Source organism: Paenibacillus sp. FSL R5-0810, from assembly GCF_038002285.1.
In the GTDB taxonomy this organism is placed as follows: Bacteria; Bacillota; Bacilli; order Paenibacillales; family Paenibacillaceae; genus Paenibacillus_AQ; species Paenibacillus_AQ lactis.
Map to the genome: position 1 here is coordinate 2,454,726 of NZ_JBBOCF010000001.1, position 15,957 is coordinate 2,470,682.

General features: G+C 51.8%; 15 protein-coding genes. 3 read left to right on the forward strand and 12 right to left on the reverse strand.

Features of this window, described 5'->3' with window-relative positions; genetic code table 11:
- Positions 1 to 6 precede the first annotated feature (6 nt).
- The 7 genes from MKX76_RS11050 to pdhA all read right to left on the reverse strand — a co-directional run bounded on the left by MKX76_RS11050 (position 7) and on the right by pdhA (position 8,386).
- Positions 7 to 1,494, reverse strand: coding sequence for a glutamate synthase subunit beta (locus tag MKX76_RS11050; protein WP_007130010.1), 1,488 nt, complete (start codon positions 1,492 to 1,494; stop codon positions 7 to 9).
- A 333-nt stretch (positions 1,495 to 1,827) separates the two neighbouring features.
- Positions 1,828 to 2,319, reverse strand: coding sequence for a dihydrofolate reductase (locus MKX76_RS11055; protein WP_210094601.1), 492 nt, complete (start codon positions 2,317 to 2,319; stop codon positions 1,828 to 1,830).
- A 111-nt stretch (positions 2,320 to 2,430) separates the two neighbouring features.
- A complete protein-coding gene (gene thyA, locus MKX76_RS11060) occupies positions 2,431 to 3,225 on the reverse strand; it encodes a thymidylate synthase (protein WP_040738612.1) in 795 nt (264 codons plus the stop codon).
- Positions 3,226 to 3,416: 191 nt separating this feature from the next.
- Entirely contained in the window at positions 3,417 to 4,832 is a 1,416-nt protein-coding gene (lpdA, locus tag MKX76_RS11065; protein WP_007130007.1) for a dihydrolipoyl dehydrogenase, read from the reverse strand.
- Positions 4,833 to 4,835: 3 nt separating this feature from the next.
- Positions 4,836 to 6,161: a dihydrolipoamide acetyltransferase family protein gene (locus tag MKX76_RS11070; protein WP_007130006.1), complete on the reverse strand. Its 1,326-nt coding sequence runs from the start codon at positions 6,159 to 6,161 to the stop codon at positions 4,836 to 4,838.
- Between the two features lie 30 nt (positions 6,162 to 6,191).
- The gene (locus MKX76_RS11075; RefSeq protein WP_007130005.1) at positions 6,192 to 7,169 is read right to left on the reverse strand and encodes an alpha-ketoacid dehydrogenase subunit beta; all 978 of its coding nucleotides are present in this window, start codon (positions 7,167 to 7,169) and stop codon (positions 6,192 to 6,194) included.
- A gap of 149 nt (positions 7,170 to 7,318) precedes the next feature.
- The gene (pdhA, locus tag MKX76_RS11080) at positions 7,319 to 8,386 is read right to left on the reverse strand and encodes a pyruvate dehydrogenase (acetyl-transferring) E1 component subunit alpha (protein WP_028403525.1); all 1,068 of its coding nucleotides are present in this window, start codon (positions 8,384 to 8,386) and stop codon (positions 7,319 to 7,321) included.
- A gap of 256 nt (positions 8,387 to 8,642) precedes the next feature.
- Between pdhA and MKX76_RS11085 the strand changes: the two genes are divergently transcribed.
- The gene (locus MKX76_RS11085) at positions 8,643 to 9,371 is read left to right on the forward strand and encodes an alpha/beta hydrolase (protein WP_007130003.1); all 729 of its coding nucleotides are present in this window, start codon (positions 8,643 to 8,645) and stop codon (positions 9,369 to 9,371) included.
- A 326-nt stretch (positions 9,372 to 9,697) separates the two neighbouring features.
- Here MKX76_RS11085 and MKX76_RS11090 read toward each other — a convergent pair whose 3' ends face one another.
- Both MKX76_RS11090 and MKX76_RS11095 read right to left on the reverse strand, forming a co-directional pair.
- A complete protein-coding gene (locus MKX76_RS11090; RefSeq protein WP_007130002.1) occupies positions 9,698 to 10,162 on the reverse strand; it encodes a low molecular weight protein-tyrosine-phosphatase in 465 nt (154 codons plus the stop codon).
- A gap of 93 nt (positions 10,163 to 10,255) precedes the next feature.
- Positions 10,256 to 10,897 (reverse strand): trimeric intracellular cation channel family protein, encoded by a 642-nt coding sequence (locus MKX76_RS11095; protein ID WP_007130001.1) that lies wholly within the window; start codon positions 10,895 to 10,897, stop codon positions 10,256 to 10,258.
- A gap of 135 nt (positions 10,898 to 11,032) precedes the next feature.
- On the opposite strand from MKX76_RS11095, the gene MKX76_RS11100 reads away from it, so the two are divergent.
- Positions 11,033 to 11,677 carry a thiamine diphosphokinase gene (locus MKX76_RS11100; RefSeq protein ID WP_341033764.1) on the forward strand — a complete coding sequence of 215 codons (645 nt, stop codon included), beginning with the start codon at positions 11,033 to 11,035 and terminating at the stop codon, positions 11,675 to 11,677.
- Positions 11,678 to 11,946: 269 nt separating this feature from the next.
- The gene (locus MKX76_RS11105; protein WP_341033765.1) at positions 11,947 to 12,444 is read left to right on the forward strand and encodes a C40 family peptidase; all 498 of its coding nucleotides are present in this window, start codon (positions 11,947 to 11,949) and stop codon (positions 12,442 to 12,444) included.
- Positions 12,445 to 12,480: 36 nt separating this feature from the next.
- Here MKX76_RS11105 and MKX76_RS11110 read toward each other — a convergent pair whose 3' ends face one another.
- The 3 genes from MKX76_RS11110 to MKX76_RS11120 form a co-directional block, all read right to left on the reverse strand.
- Positions 12,481 to 13,200 carry a response regulator transcription factor gene (locus tag MKX76_RS11110; protein ID WP_007129998.1) on the reverse strand — a complete coding sequence of 240 codons (720 nt, stop codon included), beginning with the start codon at positions 13,198 to 13,200 and terminating at the stop codon, positions 12,481 to 12,483.
- Between the two features lie 513 nt (positions 13,201 to 13,713).
- Positions 13,714 to 14,778, reverse strand: a complete 1,065-nt coding sequence (locus MKX76_RS11115) for a ThiF family adenylyltransferase (RefSeq protein ID WP_341035039.1) — start codon at positions 14,776 to 14,778, stop codon at positions 13,714 to 13,716.
- 118 nt (positions 14,779 to 14,896) lie between these two features.
- Complete coding sequence (locus tag MKX76_RS11120) at positions 14,897 to 15,709, reverse strand: phosphotransferase (protein ID WP_028403529.1); 813 nt, start codon at positions 15,707 to 15,709, stop codon at positions 14,897 to 14,899.
- Positions 15,710 to 15,957 lie beyond the last annotated feature (248 nt).

Here is a 15,957-nt window from a genome sequence, read left to right on the forward strand (position 1 = left end):
ATGTTTTTAAACCAGAACGGTTGCACCCATCAAATATTTATCCACTTCGCGGGCAACCTCGCGGCCTTCGTTGATGGCCCATACGACCAAGCTTTGACCGCGGCGCATATCGCCGGCTGCAAAGACCTTATCCACATTCGTCGTATATTTGCCATACGGAGCCTTTACGTTGGAGCGGCGATCCGTTTCCAGACCGAGCTGCTGCACAAGCGTCTGCTCCGGTCCGTCAAATCCGATGGCAATCAGTGCCATTTGGGCAGGAAACACCTTCTCGGTTCCCGGGATCGGCTGGTAGATTTTGCGACCGGTTTCGTCGACAATCCGCTCGATTTGAACGGTATGGAGCTCCTTCAAATTGCCTTCCTCATCACCGACAAATTTCGTGGTCATGATGGAAAATTCACGCGGATCGCTGCCGAACAGCGCTTTGGCTTCTTCATGCGCATAGTCAAGCGTATACACATTCGGGAACTGCGGCCAAGGATTCGCGATCGGATCCCGTGTAAGCGGCGCCCGCTTATGCGTACCGAATTGGGTCACGCTTCTGCAGCCGTGGCGGAGGGCTGTGGCCACGCAGTCGGAGCCGGTGTCGCCTCCGCCAATGACGATAACGTCCTTGTCTTTTGCAGAGATATAGTTGCCGTCGGCAAGACCGGAATCAAGATAGCTCTTAATCGTTCCGTTGAGGTAGTCCATCGCATAATGGACGCCCTTCAGATCGCTGCCCTCGATGTTGAATTCGCGAGGCTTCGTCGCCCCTCCGCATAATACGACGGCGTCGTAGTCCTGAGTGAGCTTCTGCGCCGGAATGTCTTTACCGATTTCGGTGTTTACCACAAATTCGATCCCCTCGGCCCGCAGCAAGTCAACGCGTCGCTGAACGACTCCCTTATCGAGCTTCATCGAGGGAATGCCATACGTCAGCAGCCCGCCAATCCGGTCTGCACGCTCGTATACGGTTACGCTATGCCCTGCCTTGTTGAGCTGGGCAGCAGCCGCAAGACCGGCAGGACCAGAGCCTACAACCGCTACCCGTCGCCCTGTGCGCTTCTCGGGCGGCTCAGGTACGACCCAGCCCTCCTCGAAGCCCTTGTCGATGATCGCCTGCTCAATCGATTTTATCGTAACCGGCTCGCCGATCAGTCCGACCGTACAAGAGCCTTCGCATGGCGCCGGACATACCCGGCCTGTAAATTCAGGGAAATTATTCGTTTTGTGAAGACGTTCCAAGGCCTCTCTCCACAGTCCGCGATACACCAGGTTGTTCCATTCAGGGATCAGATTGTGGATCGGACAGCCCGAGGTGCCCCCGATCATGTCAATTCCCGTATGGCAGTATGGCGTGCCGCAATCCATACAGCGCGCTCCTTGGGTTTGGAGCTCTTCTTCTTCTAGATGTTTATGAAACTCTTCCCAGTCCTTTACTCGTTCTGCCGGGTCCCGGTCTGCCGGAAGCTGACGCTGATATTCCATAAAGCCTGTTGGTGTAGACATCCTGCTTTTCCCCCATCCGTTCTATCTATTCTGATTTCCATGCACAAAATATCATATCATAATCGCATACTAACGAGCGTCAAATCTGCCTAGAAACGGCACTTTTCCTGATTCATCTTTTTTATTATCCTTAATAAAAGTTTGTATCAGTTCCGAAATCCGCGCAGTATAAGGCAATTCAAGCAATTGTACCTACAAACATTAAAAATATAGTAGCATTTCGCTTTTCGCCAATTAAATGGATTATATGCATGATCATTTGTACTATCCTGCCATAATCGAACAAGGGTAATAGATGGGAGAGAATAGGATATCTATATGATCGATTATCGCTTATCGCTTACGGTCATAAATGACGAATCGGTACGCGTACGGGTTCTTCTCATCCGTAATTCCCGGCGTTTCCTCAACAACCTGCCACTGCTCCCAGTCAATTTCCGGGAAAAAGGTGTCGCCTTCAAACTCTTCGTCGATAAAAGTACAGTATAAGCGATCGGCCAGCGGCAGCATCTGCTCGTATATCTGGGAGCCCCCGATCACCATCAGCTCCTGCTCCCGGGCATAGGGCAACGCGTCCTGCAGATCGTGAATGACGATCCCCTGCTCCGGCGGAAGCGCGAAGCTCTCATCCCGGGTCAGTACGATATTCGTTCGTTTCGGAAGCGGCTTGCTTCCGAATGAATCCCATGTTTTCCTTCCCATAACGATCGGCTTGCCAAGCGTCTTCTCCTTGAAAAAGGCAAGGTCCCTCGGTAAATGCCAAGGCATCGTTCCATTGCGTCCGATCACCTGATCCTTGCCCATGGCCCATATCATCGAAATCATGTCAGCCATCCCCCTTTCTTCGGGGGCCCAATGCTTGCCCCCTCCGATGCAATACTGTCCATTCCTCCGGTCTGTCCTGCATTTCCGGCAACTGGATGCCCGGCTAATCCACTAGACCGCAACCGTCGCTTTAATCGTTGGATGATGCCGGTAGCCTTCAAATTCGAAATCATCGAAGGTATAGTCGAAGATGCTCTCCGGTTTGCGTTTGATAATCAGCTTCGGAAGATCGTACGGCTCCCGCTGCAGCTGGGTTTTAACCTGCTCCAAATGATTCGAATAAATATGGACGTCCCCGCCGGACCAGATGAATTCGCCTGGCTCCAAGTCACACTGCTGGGCTACCATATGCGTGAGCAGCGCATAGCTCGCAATATTGAACGGCAGGCCGAGGAAGCTGTCTACCGAGCGCATCGTCAGCATGCAGGAGAGCTTGCCTCCCGCCACGTAAAATTGAAATACGAAGTGGCACGGCGGCAGCTTCATGTTGTCGATTTCCGCCACATTCCAGGCGTTGACGATATGCCGGCGCGAATCCGGATTCGTCTTGATTGATTCGATGACGTTCGCGATCTGATCGATTCGGCGGCCATCCGGCGCTTTCCACGCACGCCATTGCGAGCCGTATACCGGACCCAAATCACCGTTCTCATCCGCCCATTCGTCCCAGATCCGCACGCCGTTTTCTTTTAAATACCGGATATTCGTTTCGCCGCTCAAAAACCACAGCAGCTCGTGAATGACCGATTTTAGATGGATCCGTTTCGTTGTGACGAGAGGAAAGCCCTGCGACAGGTCGAACCTCAGCTGCCTTCCAAAGACGGACAACGTCCCTGTTCCCGTCCGGTCTTCCTTTTCTACTCCATGCTCCAGAATGTCCTGCAGCAGCTCCAAATATTGCTTCATCTTCAAACTCACCTCTCTGGTATCTCATATGCATAGTCTATCATGTTCATGGCAGGTTGGGCAGACGAAAATTCCTCCCGCTCCTCCGAGGTTTATACTTTCTGTTATCTAAAAAAGGAGGCAGATCGCGCCTTTATAGCGTTCTCTGCCTCCTTGGCAAATATATGATGACCCGTTAAAATTCGAACGGATTAGCGGGAGATAATGTGGATCGGATGACCCATAACAACTTCCGCAGCTTCCATTACGATTTCGCCAAGCGTTGGGTGTGCATGGATCGTCAATGCCAGATCCTCAAGCGTAGCACCCATCTCGATCGCAAGGCCAAGCTCGGCAATCAGGTTGGAAGCTTCCAGACCTACGATTTGCGCGCCGAGTACAAGTCCTGTTCCTTCTTCGGCAACGATCTTCACGAAGCCTTCAGGGTGGTTCAGGGATACGGAACGTCCGTTGCCAGCGTAAGGGAATTTACCGGCCTTCACTTTGTGGCCTTTTTCCTTCGCTTGGGCTTCGGTGTAACCTACGCTGGAGCACTCAGGATCCGTAAATACAACGGCAGGGATGCACTTGTAATCGACAACCGATGGCATTCCGGAGATAACTTCGGCAGCCACTTTGCCTTCATAGGAAGCTTTGTGGGCAAGCGCAGGTCCGGCAACAATATCGCCGATTGCGAAGATATGCGGAATGCTGGTGCGGCCTTGATGGTCAACTTTCACGAAGCCGCGCTCGTCAAGCTCAAGTCCGATGAGGTCAAGACCAAGCTCGCCATCGGTGTTTGGACGACGTCCAACCGTTACGAGCAGGTACTCAGCCGTTACTTCTTTGGTTTCGCCGTTTACGGAGTATTTAACGGTAACTTCTTTATCGTTTTGCTCCGCACTTTCAGCTTTTGCACCGGTGATGATCTCAATGCCGGTTTTCTTCATGTTTTTCGTTACGAGGCTCGTCATATCCTTATCGAATCCGGCAAGGACGCTGTCCATACCTTCGATAATCGTTACCTTCGCACCGAATTTGGAGTACATTTGGCCAAGCTCTGCGCCGATGTAGCCGCCGCCGATAACGATCAGGCTCTTAGGCACTTCTTGCAGGTTCAGCGCTTCGGTGGACGACAGGATGCGGCCGCCGAATGGGAATGGCTTCAGCTCGATCGGACGGGAGCCGGTAGCGATGATGCAGTTTTTGAAACGGTAACGCGGAGATTCATGATCGTTGAATACTCGCGCTTCGTTCTCGTTGATGAACATGCACTCGCCGTTAAATACTTCGACCTTGTTGCCTTTCAGCAAGCCGGCAACGCCGCCGGTCATTTTTTTAACGACGCCGTTTTTGAACTCTTGGGTTTTCGCGAAGTCAACCTTTACGTTCTCCACGGAAATACCGAATGCATCGGCATGCTTGGCAGCCTCATACTGATGAGCAGCAGAGATCAGCGCTTTCGAAGGGATACAGCCGCGGTTCAAGCAGACGCCGCCGAGCTCGGACTTATCCACGATCAGAACTTTCTGGCCCAGCTGGGCGGCGCGAATCGCCGCCACGTAACCGCCAGGTCCTGCACCAATGACTAATGTATCAATATCCAAAGAAGCATCTCCAACTACCATTAGTTACACCTCCATAACAAGCAGCTCAGGGTTAGCGAGCAGTTGTTTAATATAGTTCATAAAGTTTTGAGCCGTAGCGCCGTCGATGATGCGGTGGTCAAAGCTGAGGGACAGCGCCATGACAGGTGCCGCTACAATTTCACCGTTCTTCACGACCGCTTTTTCGCTGATGCGGCCGGTACCGAGGATCGCAACTTCTGGGAAGTTGATGATCGGCGTAAAGAACATGCCGCCTGCGGAACCGATGTTCGTGATGGAAATCGTGCTGCCTTTCATTTCGTTAGGAGCCAGCTTGCCTTCGCGGCCGCGTGCCGCCAGATCACGGATGCTGTCGGCGATCATCCAGATGCTCTTACGGTCGGCATCCTTGATAACCGGTACGATCAAGCCGTTATCGGTGTCGGTTGCAATACCGATGTTGTAGTACTTTTTGTACACAATTTCGTTCGCTTCTTCGTCGATCATCGCGTTCAAGGCAGGGAACTGGCGGCAAGCCGCAACAAGAGCCTTCACGATGAACGGCAGATACGTAACTTTCGTGCCTTTCTTCTCGGCAATCGGCTTCATGCGGGTACGGAATGCCACAAGCTCGGTTACGTCCACTTCGTCCATGATTGTTACGTGCGGAGCAGTGTAAGCCGATTTAACCATGGCATTCGAGATCGCTTTGCGGATGCCTTTAAATGGTACGCGCTCTTCTTCGGCACGTGGATCCACTGCTGCGGATGCTGCTGCAGGAGCTGCTTTCGTCTCGGAAGCCGCTTCTTGTGCAGGAGCTGCTGCCGCTTGACCGCCGCCGTTCTTGAAGGCTTCCACATCTTCGCGGGTCACTTTGCCATTGTTGCCGGAGCCTTGCACTTGTGTAATATCCACACCTTGCTCACGAGCGAACTTGCGCACGCTAGGCGTTGCAAGCACTTCGCGGTTCGGAGCTGCAGGCGCGCTAGCGCTGCCGTTTCCGCCCTGCTTCGCATCAGCCGGAGCGTCTTGTGCAGGCGAGGAAGTGGTATCCGCGCTTCCTTTTGCAGCATCAGCTTCTTGAGCGGACTGCTCTTCCGCATGGCCGCCTGCTTGCTCAGGAATGTCGCCTTCGGCATCGATGATCGCAACCACTTCACCGACGCGGCAAACCTGGCCGTCCTTGGCAAAAACTTCTTGAACCGTACCGTTCACGGGACAAGGAACTTCTACGACCGCTTTGTCGTTCTGCACTTCCATGATGATGTCGTCGTCTGTTACTTTGTCGCCCGGCTTGATATGCATTTTGATGATTTCACCTTCATGCAAACCTTCGCCCAGCTCTGGAAAACGATATTCAAATTTTGCCAACTGAAAAACCTCCCTAAATATTTGCTGCAATTAGAAATTCATGACTTTATTAACGGCATCTACAATCCGCGCAGGGGTAGGGAGCCAAGCATCCTCGATCTGAGCGAACGGATACACGGTGTCCGGAGGTGCTACACGCAGAACTGGAGCTTCCAGGTGCAAAATTGCCTTTTCATTGATCTGTGCAATGACTTCTGCTGCCACGCCGGCGGATTTTTGAGCTTCCTGCACGACGATCGCGCGGTTGGTCTTCTTAACCGAAGCAATCACCGTGTCGATGTCGATCGGCGCGATGGTGCGCAGGTCGATGATTTCCGCTTTGATTCCGTTCTTCTCGAGCTCTTCAGCCGCCTTCGTTGCGGTGTGAACCATCAAACCGTACGCAATAATCGTTACGTCGGAGCCTTCGCGAACCACATTCGCTTTACCGAGCTCGACCGTATACTCGCCTTCCGGAACTTCAGCGCGGAACGCATGATACAGGTTCAAGTGCTCCATGAAGAATACAGGATCGTTGTCGCGGATCGCTGCGATCATAAGTCCTTTTGCATCATAAGGATTGGAAGGAACTACAACTTTAATACCCGGTGTTTGTGCAAGCAAACCTTCCAAAGCGTCGGTATGCAGCTCAGCCGCTTTAACCCCGCCGCCGAACGGTGTGCGGAATACGATTGGAGAATTGTAGCGTCCGCCGGAACGGTAACGCATACGGGCAGCCTGTACGGCGATTTGGTCCAGCGCTTCGAAAATAAAACCGACGAATTGAATCTCGGCAATCGGACGGAAGCCTTGAATACCCAGACCTACCGCAAGACCGCCGATCGCGGATTCGGCAAGCGGCGTATCAAATACGCGTTCCTCGCCAAACTCCTTCTGAAGGCCTTCTGTTACCCGGAACACACCGCCGACATTACCCACGTCTTCACCGAAGATGACAACGTTCGGATCGCGGCTCAATTCAACGCGCATGGCGTCGCGAATCGCTTCTTTCATGTTCATTTGTGCCATTGCTTGATTTCCTCCTTAAGTGTTACAGTTCACTATTCCAGCGACTTAGGCGCCGTTTACGCTATATTCAATCCCTGATCCTTTGCACCCATGACAAAACCGAATAATTGTCCGTTCATTGGCCGTGAACAATTATCGGTTAAGCTTCCTTATTGGAAATCGGCTTTTTGCTCTTCAAGATGCTTCGGAGTTTGCTCGAACATGCTGTCGATCAATCCTGGGACCGTCATTTTCTCCGTTTGTTCTGCTTTCTTGATCTGCTCGTTGACTTTCGCTTTCGCTTCTTCTTTCACGCGAGCCGTATCTTCTTCTGTCCAAAGACCCTTCTTCTCCAGATATTTCGCAAGACGCGCGATCGGATCCTTCTCGCTCCATTCGCCCTCTTCTTCCTTCGTGCGGTATTTGGTTGCATCGTCGGAAAGGGAATGCGGACGGAAACGGTAGGTTACGGCTTCAATCAGCGTTGCGCCTTCGCCGTTGCGAGCGCGCTCAGCAGCGTCACGAACCGCTTTGATAACCGCGAACACGTCCATGCCGTCAATTCTAACGCCCTTGATGCCGGCAGCTACCGCTTTGTGCGCGATGGACAGCGCTGCTGTTTGCTTGGAGAACGGAGTCGTAATCGCGTAGCCGTTGTTCTGTACGAAGAAGATGACAGGCAGCTTGTAAACGCCAGCGAAGTTCAAGCCTTCATAGAAATCACCTTCGGACGAACCGCCATCACCGGTGTAAGTAATAACAACTTGCTTTTGCTTCTTCAATTTATAACCCATAGCAATACCCATCGCGTGCAAAATTTGCGCACCGATGATGATTTGCGGCATCAGGACGTTAACGCCTTCCGGAATTTGTCCGCCATGCTGATGTCCACGGGAATACAAGAACGCTTGGTAAAGCGGAAGACCATGCCATACGATCTGCGGCATATCACGGTAGCCCGGGCAGATGAAATCGTCTTTCTCGATTGCAAATTCACTGCCGACCATCGTTGCTTCTTGACCGGAAACCGGCGCGTAGAAGCCGAGGCGACCTTGGCGGCCGAGGTTAACGGCACGATCGTCCCAAGTACGGGTAAACACCATGCGGTACATAATTTCTTTCAGTTGATCGTCCGACAGTTCTGGCAGAAGATCCTGGTTTACGATTTCGCCATCCGGGGAAAGTACAGATAGAGTATCCACTTCCTCGGTATATACTTCATAAGGAACCTTGGTCATTTTTTTCACCTCAATAAATATTTGAATATCAAGTTCCGCTGTTATAGAATTATTATACACCTGTTTTACTCCATTCGTCAAAGAAATACCTCATAAAATTTCAGATTTCTTAACGTTTGTATGTATAACAGCGGGTGTATAACACTATAACAGTATGACAAACATCATAGTACAGCAGACAGGAATGTACGAATAGGGTAATTTTAACTTATTGTGTACTCCATTTCAAAAACTAACCCGAAAAAGGTGACGAGTGATGACGAATGAACGACTATTGAAGCGAACCATTGTGAAGGAAACGATTGAAAGCCGGTTTCTTCAAGAATCACGGACGCTGCGCATCTACCTTCCACCCGGCTATAACGAAATTCTCAGCTATCCTGTTGTCTACTGCCAGGACGGCGAGGAATTTTTCAACTTCGGCCGGATTGCAACCTGGGCTAACCAGCTGATCCTTGACGAAGGGGTTGAACCTTTTATTATCGTCGGAGTCGAAGTGAATACCAAAGTCCGTACCGAAGAATACGCACCGTTCGGCAACCGGTTCGATGCCTACGTATCCTGCTTCGCCGAAGAGATTATTCCCTTCATTGAACAGAATTATCCTGTTCGAAGAGAAGCTGGCGAGCGGCTGCTTGCAGGCGACTCCCTTGGCGGCAGCGTATCCGTGCATCTGGCGCTCCGCTACCCGCATCTGTTCACGCGAGTGATCAGCTTGTCCGGTGCCTTCTACGAGATGTCCCAGAGCATCATCAAGCAGGAGCAGGATTTGTCATGGCTCGACATCTATATGATCGTAGGTCTGCAAGAAGACAATTACGCTACCGATACGGGCGTCTACAATTTCGTAGAATTGAATCGCCAGACCAAGGCTTTGCTCGAAGATCGCGGGGCTAAAGTAGCCTATTATGAGAAAGACGGGCGTCACCTTTGGGGCTTCTGGCAAAAAGAGCTGCCTGCTGCCCTTATGTACTTTTTGGGCTAATTCGGGCTGACATGATGGTCGTTCCTTAAGAGGTACAGACTATCCATAAGGATTCGTTACGCTTTGCGGCTATGGCCTGATCCCTTCTACAGGGAGTCGGGCCATTTTACGTTCTGCATGGCTGTTGTGACTGATTCATTCCGGCAAAAAATTTAGGGAGGTCCTGCCGCATCTTACCCTCGCTTTCGTCTGTAAAAAAAGATGAACAACCGCGCATTATTATGGAATGTGCATTGTTCATCTTATGGAACATCCTTCTTGGTTACGCTTTCAATCCGGTTCGTTGAATAAGCGGCTTAGAAAACAGACCGCTTTATTCGAATCGATTATAGCTTTTCTTGGATGATCTTGTCCAGCAGGATGTCGCATCCGGCATCGATGAGACGGTACACTTCTTCGAAATTCCCTGTGAAATAAGGATCCGGCACCTCTCTCAGCTTTTCGTCAGGCAGCAAATCCATAAACTTCATGATGCTTGCATCACCGCCGCCTGGCAGCTTCCGCATATTAGCTACATTGGAGTCGTCCATCCCGATCACGTAATCGAACGCCTCCAAGTCCTTGCTCATCACCTGCCGTGCCGTCATCCCCTCATAGCTGATGTTCCAGCTGTCCAGCAGCTTGCGTGTCCCTTCATGGGGGATTTTGCCGACATGCCAGTCTCCGGTGCCTGCCGAATCCACCTTAACTTTATCCTGCAAGCCCTTTGCAGCGATCTTGTGTCGAAGCACCGCTTCCGCCATCGGCGAGCGGCAAATATTGCCCAAGCATACAAACAAGACGGATACCATCGCTTCCACCTCCTCGTCATCAATCATACCTTAAAAACATCGTTTAAACGGATGATATTCGATCATTCTCCAAAGTTGTCACCCGAGTGATTCTCAGCTGCCGGCACTCATGCCGCCGCCCGATGCGCCTCCATGCGAAAGCGATCTTCTGGGCAGTCTCCATTTATAATGAACGGACAGCATTCGGAATACAATGACGACCACGAACAACGTCAACAACTGCCACGTCGTCGTCGCAGCGCCGAGACCGACGGCCGCTCCTGCCGCCATCGCCCAGACTGCATAGATCTCGTCCCGCAGGACAAGCGGCTTGCGCCCGGCAAGCAGATCGCGAACCATGCCGCCCCCGCTTCCTGTCAGCACGGCTGCGACAAGAACTGCGCTTAGCGGGTGATTCATTTGCGTCGCATAGAGCGCCCCTTGAATCGCGAAGGCGGACAATCCGATCGCATCGAATAACGCTTCGGTTCTCTTCCAATGGTGGAGCCATCCGAGAGGAAGCACGAACGCGCAAAATACCGAAATCAAGGCCAGTATAATCAGATCGCTTTGGCCCCACAGGGTCGTCACGGGAACCCCGATCAGCACGTTTCTAATGATGCCTCCGCCGAAGGCGGTTACGAGACCAAGGACCACAACTCCCAGAATATCATAATCCTCTTCCATTGCCACAACGGCTCCGGACATGGCGAACGCTATCGTCCCAATAATACTGAATACATCAAACACATGCATGTCCACAATTCCCGATTCCCCCGCTCCGCGAAAAATTACCTACTACATTGTAGTCACGCCTATTAAATTGTGCAAGTATGAATCCTGCTATATACTAGATGAAATGGCAATTCTCTTAATAAAGGAGGAAATGACATGTTGCCTGCACGCGCTCTGATCTTTACCGGAGGGGAGTTGTCTGCACAATTTTTAGAGGAGATCCGAAGCGGGGATTTCATTATCGGCGCAGATCGCGGCGCTTTGTTTTTAATCGAGCACGGGATCAAACCGGATTTGTCGGTCGGGGATTTCGATTCCATCACCCCCGAAGAAATGGCGAAGGTTCAAGCGATGAGCGGAAAAATCATCGAATGCGATCCGATCGATAAAAACCTAACCGATACCGAACTTGCCTTTGACCTGGCGCTCGAACAGTCGCCTGAATCCATCTTGATCATGGGAGCAAGCGGCACCCGGCTGGATCATACGTTGGCTAACATCCATATGCTGATCCGCGGGCTGCAGCACCACATTCCATGCTCCATATTAGATAAGAACAATTACATCACCTTAACAGGCTCAAGCTGCGTTGTGGAGGATCGCGGGTTTAAGTACGTCTCTCTGCTCCCCCTCACCACCGAGGTCACAGGCATCGAACTGGAAGGCTTTGAATATCCGCTTCATAACGCTTCGCTTCGCATGGGACAATCACTCGGGGTCAGCAACCGGCTGTCCCAGGAAAAAGGCATCGTGCATATCGAAGGCGGGCTGCTTCTCATCATCCAGAGCAAAGATCAGTAATCGTTACTTTTTTGTCATCTTTATTCGGTGGATTTAACCCATTCGTAACAATCGATAAAACCCTTGCCCCGCAAGGGTTTTTCTTAATTTTTCAGCTTGGCCCAACTGCTATTTCTTAATTTTTTGTAACTTTTAATCGTTTTTTAATAATTCGCTTTCATTCCATGCGCACCAAGCGATTGCGCCGATTATCCACATTTTAGTCGGTTTCAAATCTGCTATACTCGGTTCATCGCAAAAAACAAAAACGCATGGAGGTACTATACAACATGAATCGACAGAATTGGATTAAGAAAGCTGTAGTCGTTAGCTTGAGCGCAACTTTGGGCGTAGGGGCGGTGCTTACCGTTGCTCCACCGGCTCCTGTAGAAGCCGCATCCGTCAGCAAGGGAAGTCATGTCGTCAACTACGGCAAACAATATATGGGAACACCTTACAAATTCGGCGCATCCACATCCACAACAAGAGTGTTTGACTGCTCTTCTTTCATGAAGCATATCTTTAAGAAGTATGGCGTAAATCTGCCGCGGACATCTGCTGCACAGTCCAAAGTAGGTAAAGCTGTTTCCAAGTCCAACCTGAAAGCCGGCGATTTGGTATTCTTCTCCAGCGGAAGCCGCGCTAACGGCAGAAACGTAACGCATGTGGCCGTATACATGGGCAATGGTAAAATCCTGCACACCTATGGCAAGCCGGGCGTTACGATTTCTAACCTGAACTCGGGCAACTGGAAGAAGACTTACCTGAAAGCACGCCGCGTACTTTAATATAGCTGAATAGCAAGCGACCGACCGTCTTCCTAATCAAGGAAGGCGGTTTTTTGCGGTCTCTTCAATCTCATCCTGAGCCATCAGCTTATAGCCTGCGCCCCGAATCGTTCGCAGCAGTTTTAATTTCCTTCCTTTGTCGACCTTTTCTCTTAAATGGAGAATATATACATCTACCACATTCGTTCCGGTATGGAAATCATAGTCCCAAACATACCGCAAAATATCTTCACGTGTACAGACCTGTCCCGCCCGCTTAGCCAAAAAAAGCAGCAGGTCGAATTCGCGCTGCGTCAGCTCGACGGGCTCCTCTCCCCGGACAACGCTCCTTTTTAACGGGTCGATTGCAAGATCGCCGATCTGGATTGCCTCGTTATTTTCGCGTTGAACCGGCTGGAAGATGCGGAGCAAATTCGCGATGCGCGCGAGCATCTCTTTTGGATCCCATTCTTGCGGGATGTAATCATGGGCGCCGGCCTCCAGTGCTTGCACCGCCTCTTCCGGTCCGTCATTCCCTAACACCATAATCGGAACAGCCTTCCCATTCCCCGTCAACCGTTCCACCAGATTAAACCGGCTCATCCCCGGCAGCTTGCTGTCGATTAGCAGAATGTCCGGGTCCATGCGCTCGATGGCAGAGACCACTTCGGAATAATGATGAGCGAATGCGATCTGGTATCCCGCCTCTTCAAGCATTCCGGACACCGCCCGGGAGCGATCCGATGGATCTGCCGCAATAAGGATCAATATTTCCACAATTCCTCCTCCCACTCGTTCCCTGCTTCATACAGTAAGTATGTCTGATTTCCGCCGTTTTCACTCATGAATGGCTATGCTGCCAGGCTCTCTACTCTATGGCATGGCGTTGAGGCGGCTTTAATTTCACCCAAAACGAAAAAGGAGTGCCCAAAGGTCCAACGACCTTGAACACTCCACTTCCTTATCAATCATAGGCCTAGGATACGTATGCGCAGCAATTCTATTCAGCAGATTACTGGTACACGCGGCTCTTGACCCTTTTGAAGGCAAACTTACCACGACCACTACACTCGACCGTTGCACTGTTCTGCATGCGGTCGCAGCGACGACATGTATCCTCAACACATGCGATATGCCAAAACGCCACAAGCAAACCTACCGCTACACCCAACTGTTGCACTGTTCCGCAAGCTAGCTTACCACCACATCCGACTGTTCCACTGTTCTGCCAGCAAACTTGCCACTACACCCGACTGTTGCACCTTTCTGCAAGCAAACCCCTGCCGGCCCTTAGCCTCCGACATATTTATTGTACAGCGTTCTGGCTGCGGCTATATCGGATGTGCCGTGTATTAAGGTTCGCCCGTCTTCAAAAATAACTAGGCGGTGCCCGTTAACCCGATACATGACCATATAAGGAGTCGCTGTCGCGTTGCCTTCCCGAAGACTGTTCAGCCGCTCCGCCAGCTGTCGAAGGGCAAGCCGCTTCGGTCTGGCCGGCCGGATTTGAACGGTATCTCTCCCGCACAACACTTCGCTTTTTTCAACATTGGCTGCCGACAAATACGGATATTCCGGTTGCTCGCCGCAAGTGGGACAATCCGTCCTCCTTGCCCGCTCCACACCGAATTCCACGCGCTCGTTGCGCCACACGTCAAAAGAGAGCATCTTTTTTCGGAGGACGTGACGCTGCCCGGCCAGCAGCTTCATCGCCTCCATCGTCTGATGTGCAGCTACCATCTGGACCGCTTGTGGAAGAACGCCATGAACGTCGCATGTATCGCCACCCATTGGAATCGTTCCGAGCAGGCAGTTCAAGCAAGGTGTCTCCTCCGGCAAGAATGTAAAGCTCATGCCGGAGCTTCCCACACAGCCGCCATAGATCCATGGGATTCCGCGTTTATAAGCGATGTCGTTTATGATCAGCCGTGTCTCAAAGTTATCGGTAGCATCCATGATCACATGAACACCTTGGGAAAGCTCCGATAATTCCTGAGCCCGAACGTCGGTTACCTTCCCGATCACCTCGACACCGGAGTTGATCCGGGAAAGACGCCTTTGTGCCGCGATAGCTTTAGGCAGGCGTTCCTCGGCATCCTGCTCGGTAAACAGCTGCTGACGCTGCAGATTGCTCCACTCCACATAATCGCGATCGGCGATCGTAACGCGTCCCACACCCGCACGAACGAGCGTTTCCGACACGGCGCTGCCAAGGGCTCCTGCTCCAACGACCAGAACATGGCTGGCTAGGAGCTGCTTCTGCCCCTCTCTGCCGAAAGGAGCAAACCGTTCCTGCCTTGAATACCGCTGGCTGTGATCCGAACCCGGATATTCCTTGTCTTTTTCGCCCTCCACCTCTATATCCTTGCTGCTCTGAACTGTTCCGTTGTTCTCATCCGCACCGTTCAAGTAGACCCCTCCTGCAATTTCTCAAGCATCCCTAAACCGTAGATTCCATTCGACTGTTCCGAGCTTATCCGCCTGACTCGAGCGCTTGCTCGATCAAACGGCGATGACGCAATATCCAGGCTGCGCTTCTCGCTCTCCAAGCCAGCCCCCAAAGAGGCCCCAGACTATCGGGCGTGACCTTCATTTCAATCGCTTCCTCTGCCGTTTCCGTGACGACGACGGCAACGATCATATCAAGCAAAGCCGCTCTACCGTCAGGCTCCAGACCGTAAGCGTCCACGAGCAGCCGAACCTGTCTTGCACGCGCTTCCGGTGAAGGCAGTCCGTTCATCATAGCGACGTCATCGTCATGCAGCTGCGGAAACAGCCAGCACACGCGGGCAAGCTCAACCAGCGGATCGACCGGCCCCGCGTATTCCCAATCGATCAAGGCGGCAGGCAGACTATCCTTCGTTACCATGTTCCACGGTGCAATATCCCCATGGCTGTAGACCAGGTTGGATCCCCCGAGTCTCCTTAGAAACCAGGGCTTCCACAACGCATGCGGACCCGGGCTCCATGAAGCCGAAGCATCATGGAGCCTTCGAACCATTCGGCCCACCTCCACGATCGCATCATCGCTCCAAGGTCCGGGATGGATGAATTCTCCTTCAATATAGCTTACCATTTCTTGTCCTTCCTCATTGGTGCCGGCACCAATGACAGTCGGCAGCGATTCGAAGCCCGCCGCCCGCAAATACCTTAGCAAGGCATGTATACTGGGTGTCCACGGACCCGCCGGCCGGTAGACCACGCCACCGCGAAGGACCACCGACTTCTCCTCGGAAAGGAGGACGTTCTCTCCATCATTTCCATTCTTATTCGATTCCAAGGTCATTCCCCTTTCGGCGGGGATATCCGCACGGTCTGGCAGGGGCTAGTAATGCGGAACCCCCCATAATGATGACAGCCCCCAACATGGATCCAACTCTTCCATGCACGATCCCTCCGTTCTTCGTTAAATTGACTTTAGCATATCACAAACTGCGTGAAGGTACGACATGATCCATCACACATTAATCTCAGCGATTTCATCGGATCAAACACTTGCTCATTAATAATGAGAACAAGAAAAAGCGGTGCAGG

Bases quoted from the DNA above. Each gene is read 5' to 3' on its own strand.
- MKX76_RS11050 (WP_007130010.1), bottom strand. From the start codon at position 1,494: ATGTCTACACCAACAGGCTTTATGGAATATCAGCGTCAGCTTCCGGCA.
- MKX76_RS11055 (WP_210094601.1), bottom strand. From the start codon at position 2,319: ATGATTTCGATGATATGGGCCATGGGCAAGGATCAGGTGATCGGACGC.
- thyA (WP_040738612.1), bottom strand. From the start codon at position 3,225: ATGAAGCAATATTTGGAGCTGCTGCAGGACATTCTGGAGCATGGAGTA.
- lpdA (WP_007130007.1), bottom strand. From the start codon at position 4,832: ATGGTAGTTGGAGATGCTTCTTTGGATATTGATACATTAGTCATTGGT.
- MKX76_RS11075 (WP_007130005.1), bottom strand. From the start codon at position 7,169: ATGGCACAAATGAACATGAAAGAAGCGATTCGCGACGCCATGCGCGTT.
- pdhA (WP_028403525.1), bottom strand. From the start codon at position 8,386: ATGACCAAGGTTCCTTATGAAGTATATACCGAGGAAGTGGATACTCTA.
- MKX76_RS11085 (WP_007130003.1), top strand. From the start codon at position 8,643: ATGACGAATGAACGACTATTGAAGCGAACCATTGTGAAGGAAACGATT.
- MKX76_RS11090 (WP_007130002.1), bottom strand. From the start codon at position 10,162: ATGGTATCCGTCTTGTTTGTATGCTTGGGCAATATTTGCCGCTCGCCG.
- MKX76_RS11095 (WP_007130001.1), bottom strand. From the start codon at position 10,897: ATGCATGTGTTTGATGTATTCAGTATTATTGGGACGATAGCGTTCGCC.
- MKX76_RS11100 (WP_341033764.1), top strand. From the start codon at position 11,033: ATGTTGCCTGCACGCGCTCTGATCTTTACCGGAGGGGAGTTGTCTGCA.
- MKX76_RS11105 (WP_341033765.1), top strand. From the start codon at position 11,947: ATGAATCGACAGAATTGGATTAAGAAAGCTGTAGTCGTTAGCTTGAGC.
- MKX76_RS11120 (WP_028403529.1), bottom strand. From the start codon at position 15,709: ATGACCTTGGAATCGAATAAGAATGGAAATGATGGAGAGAACGTCCTC.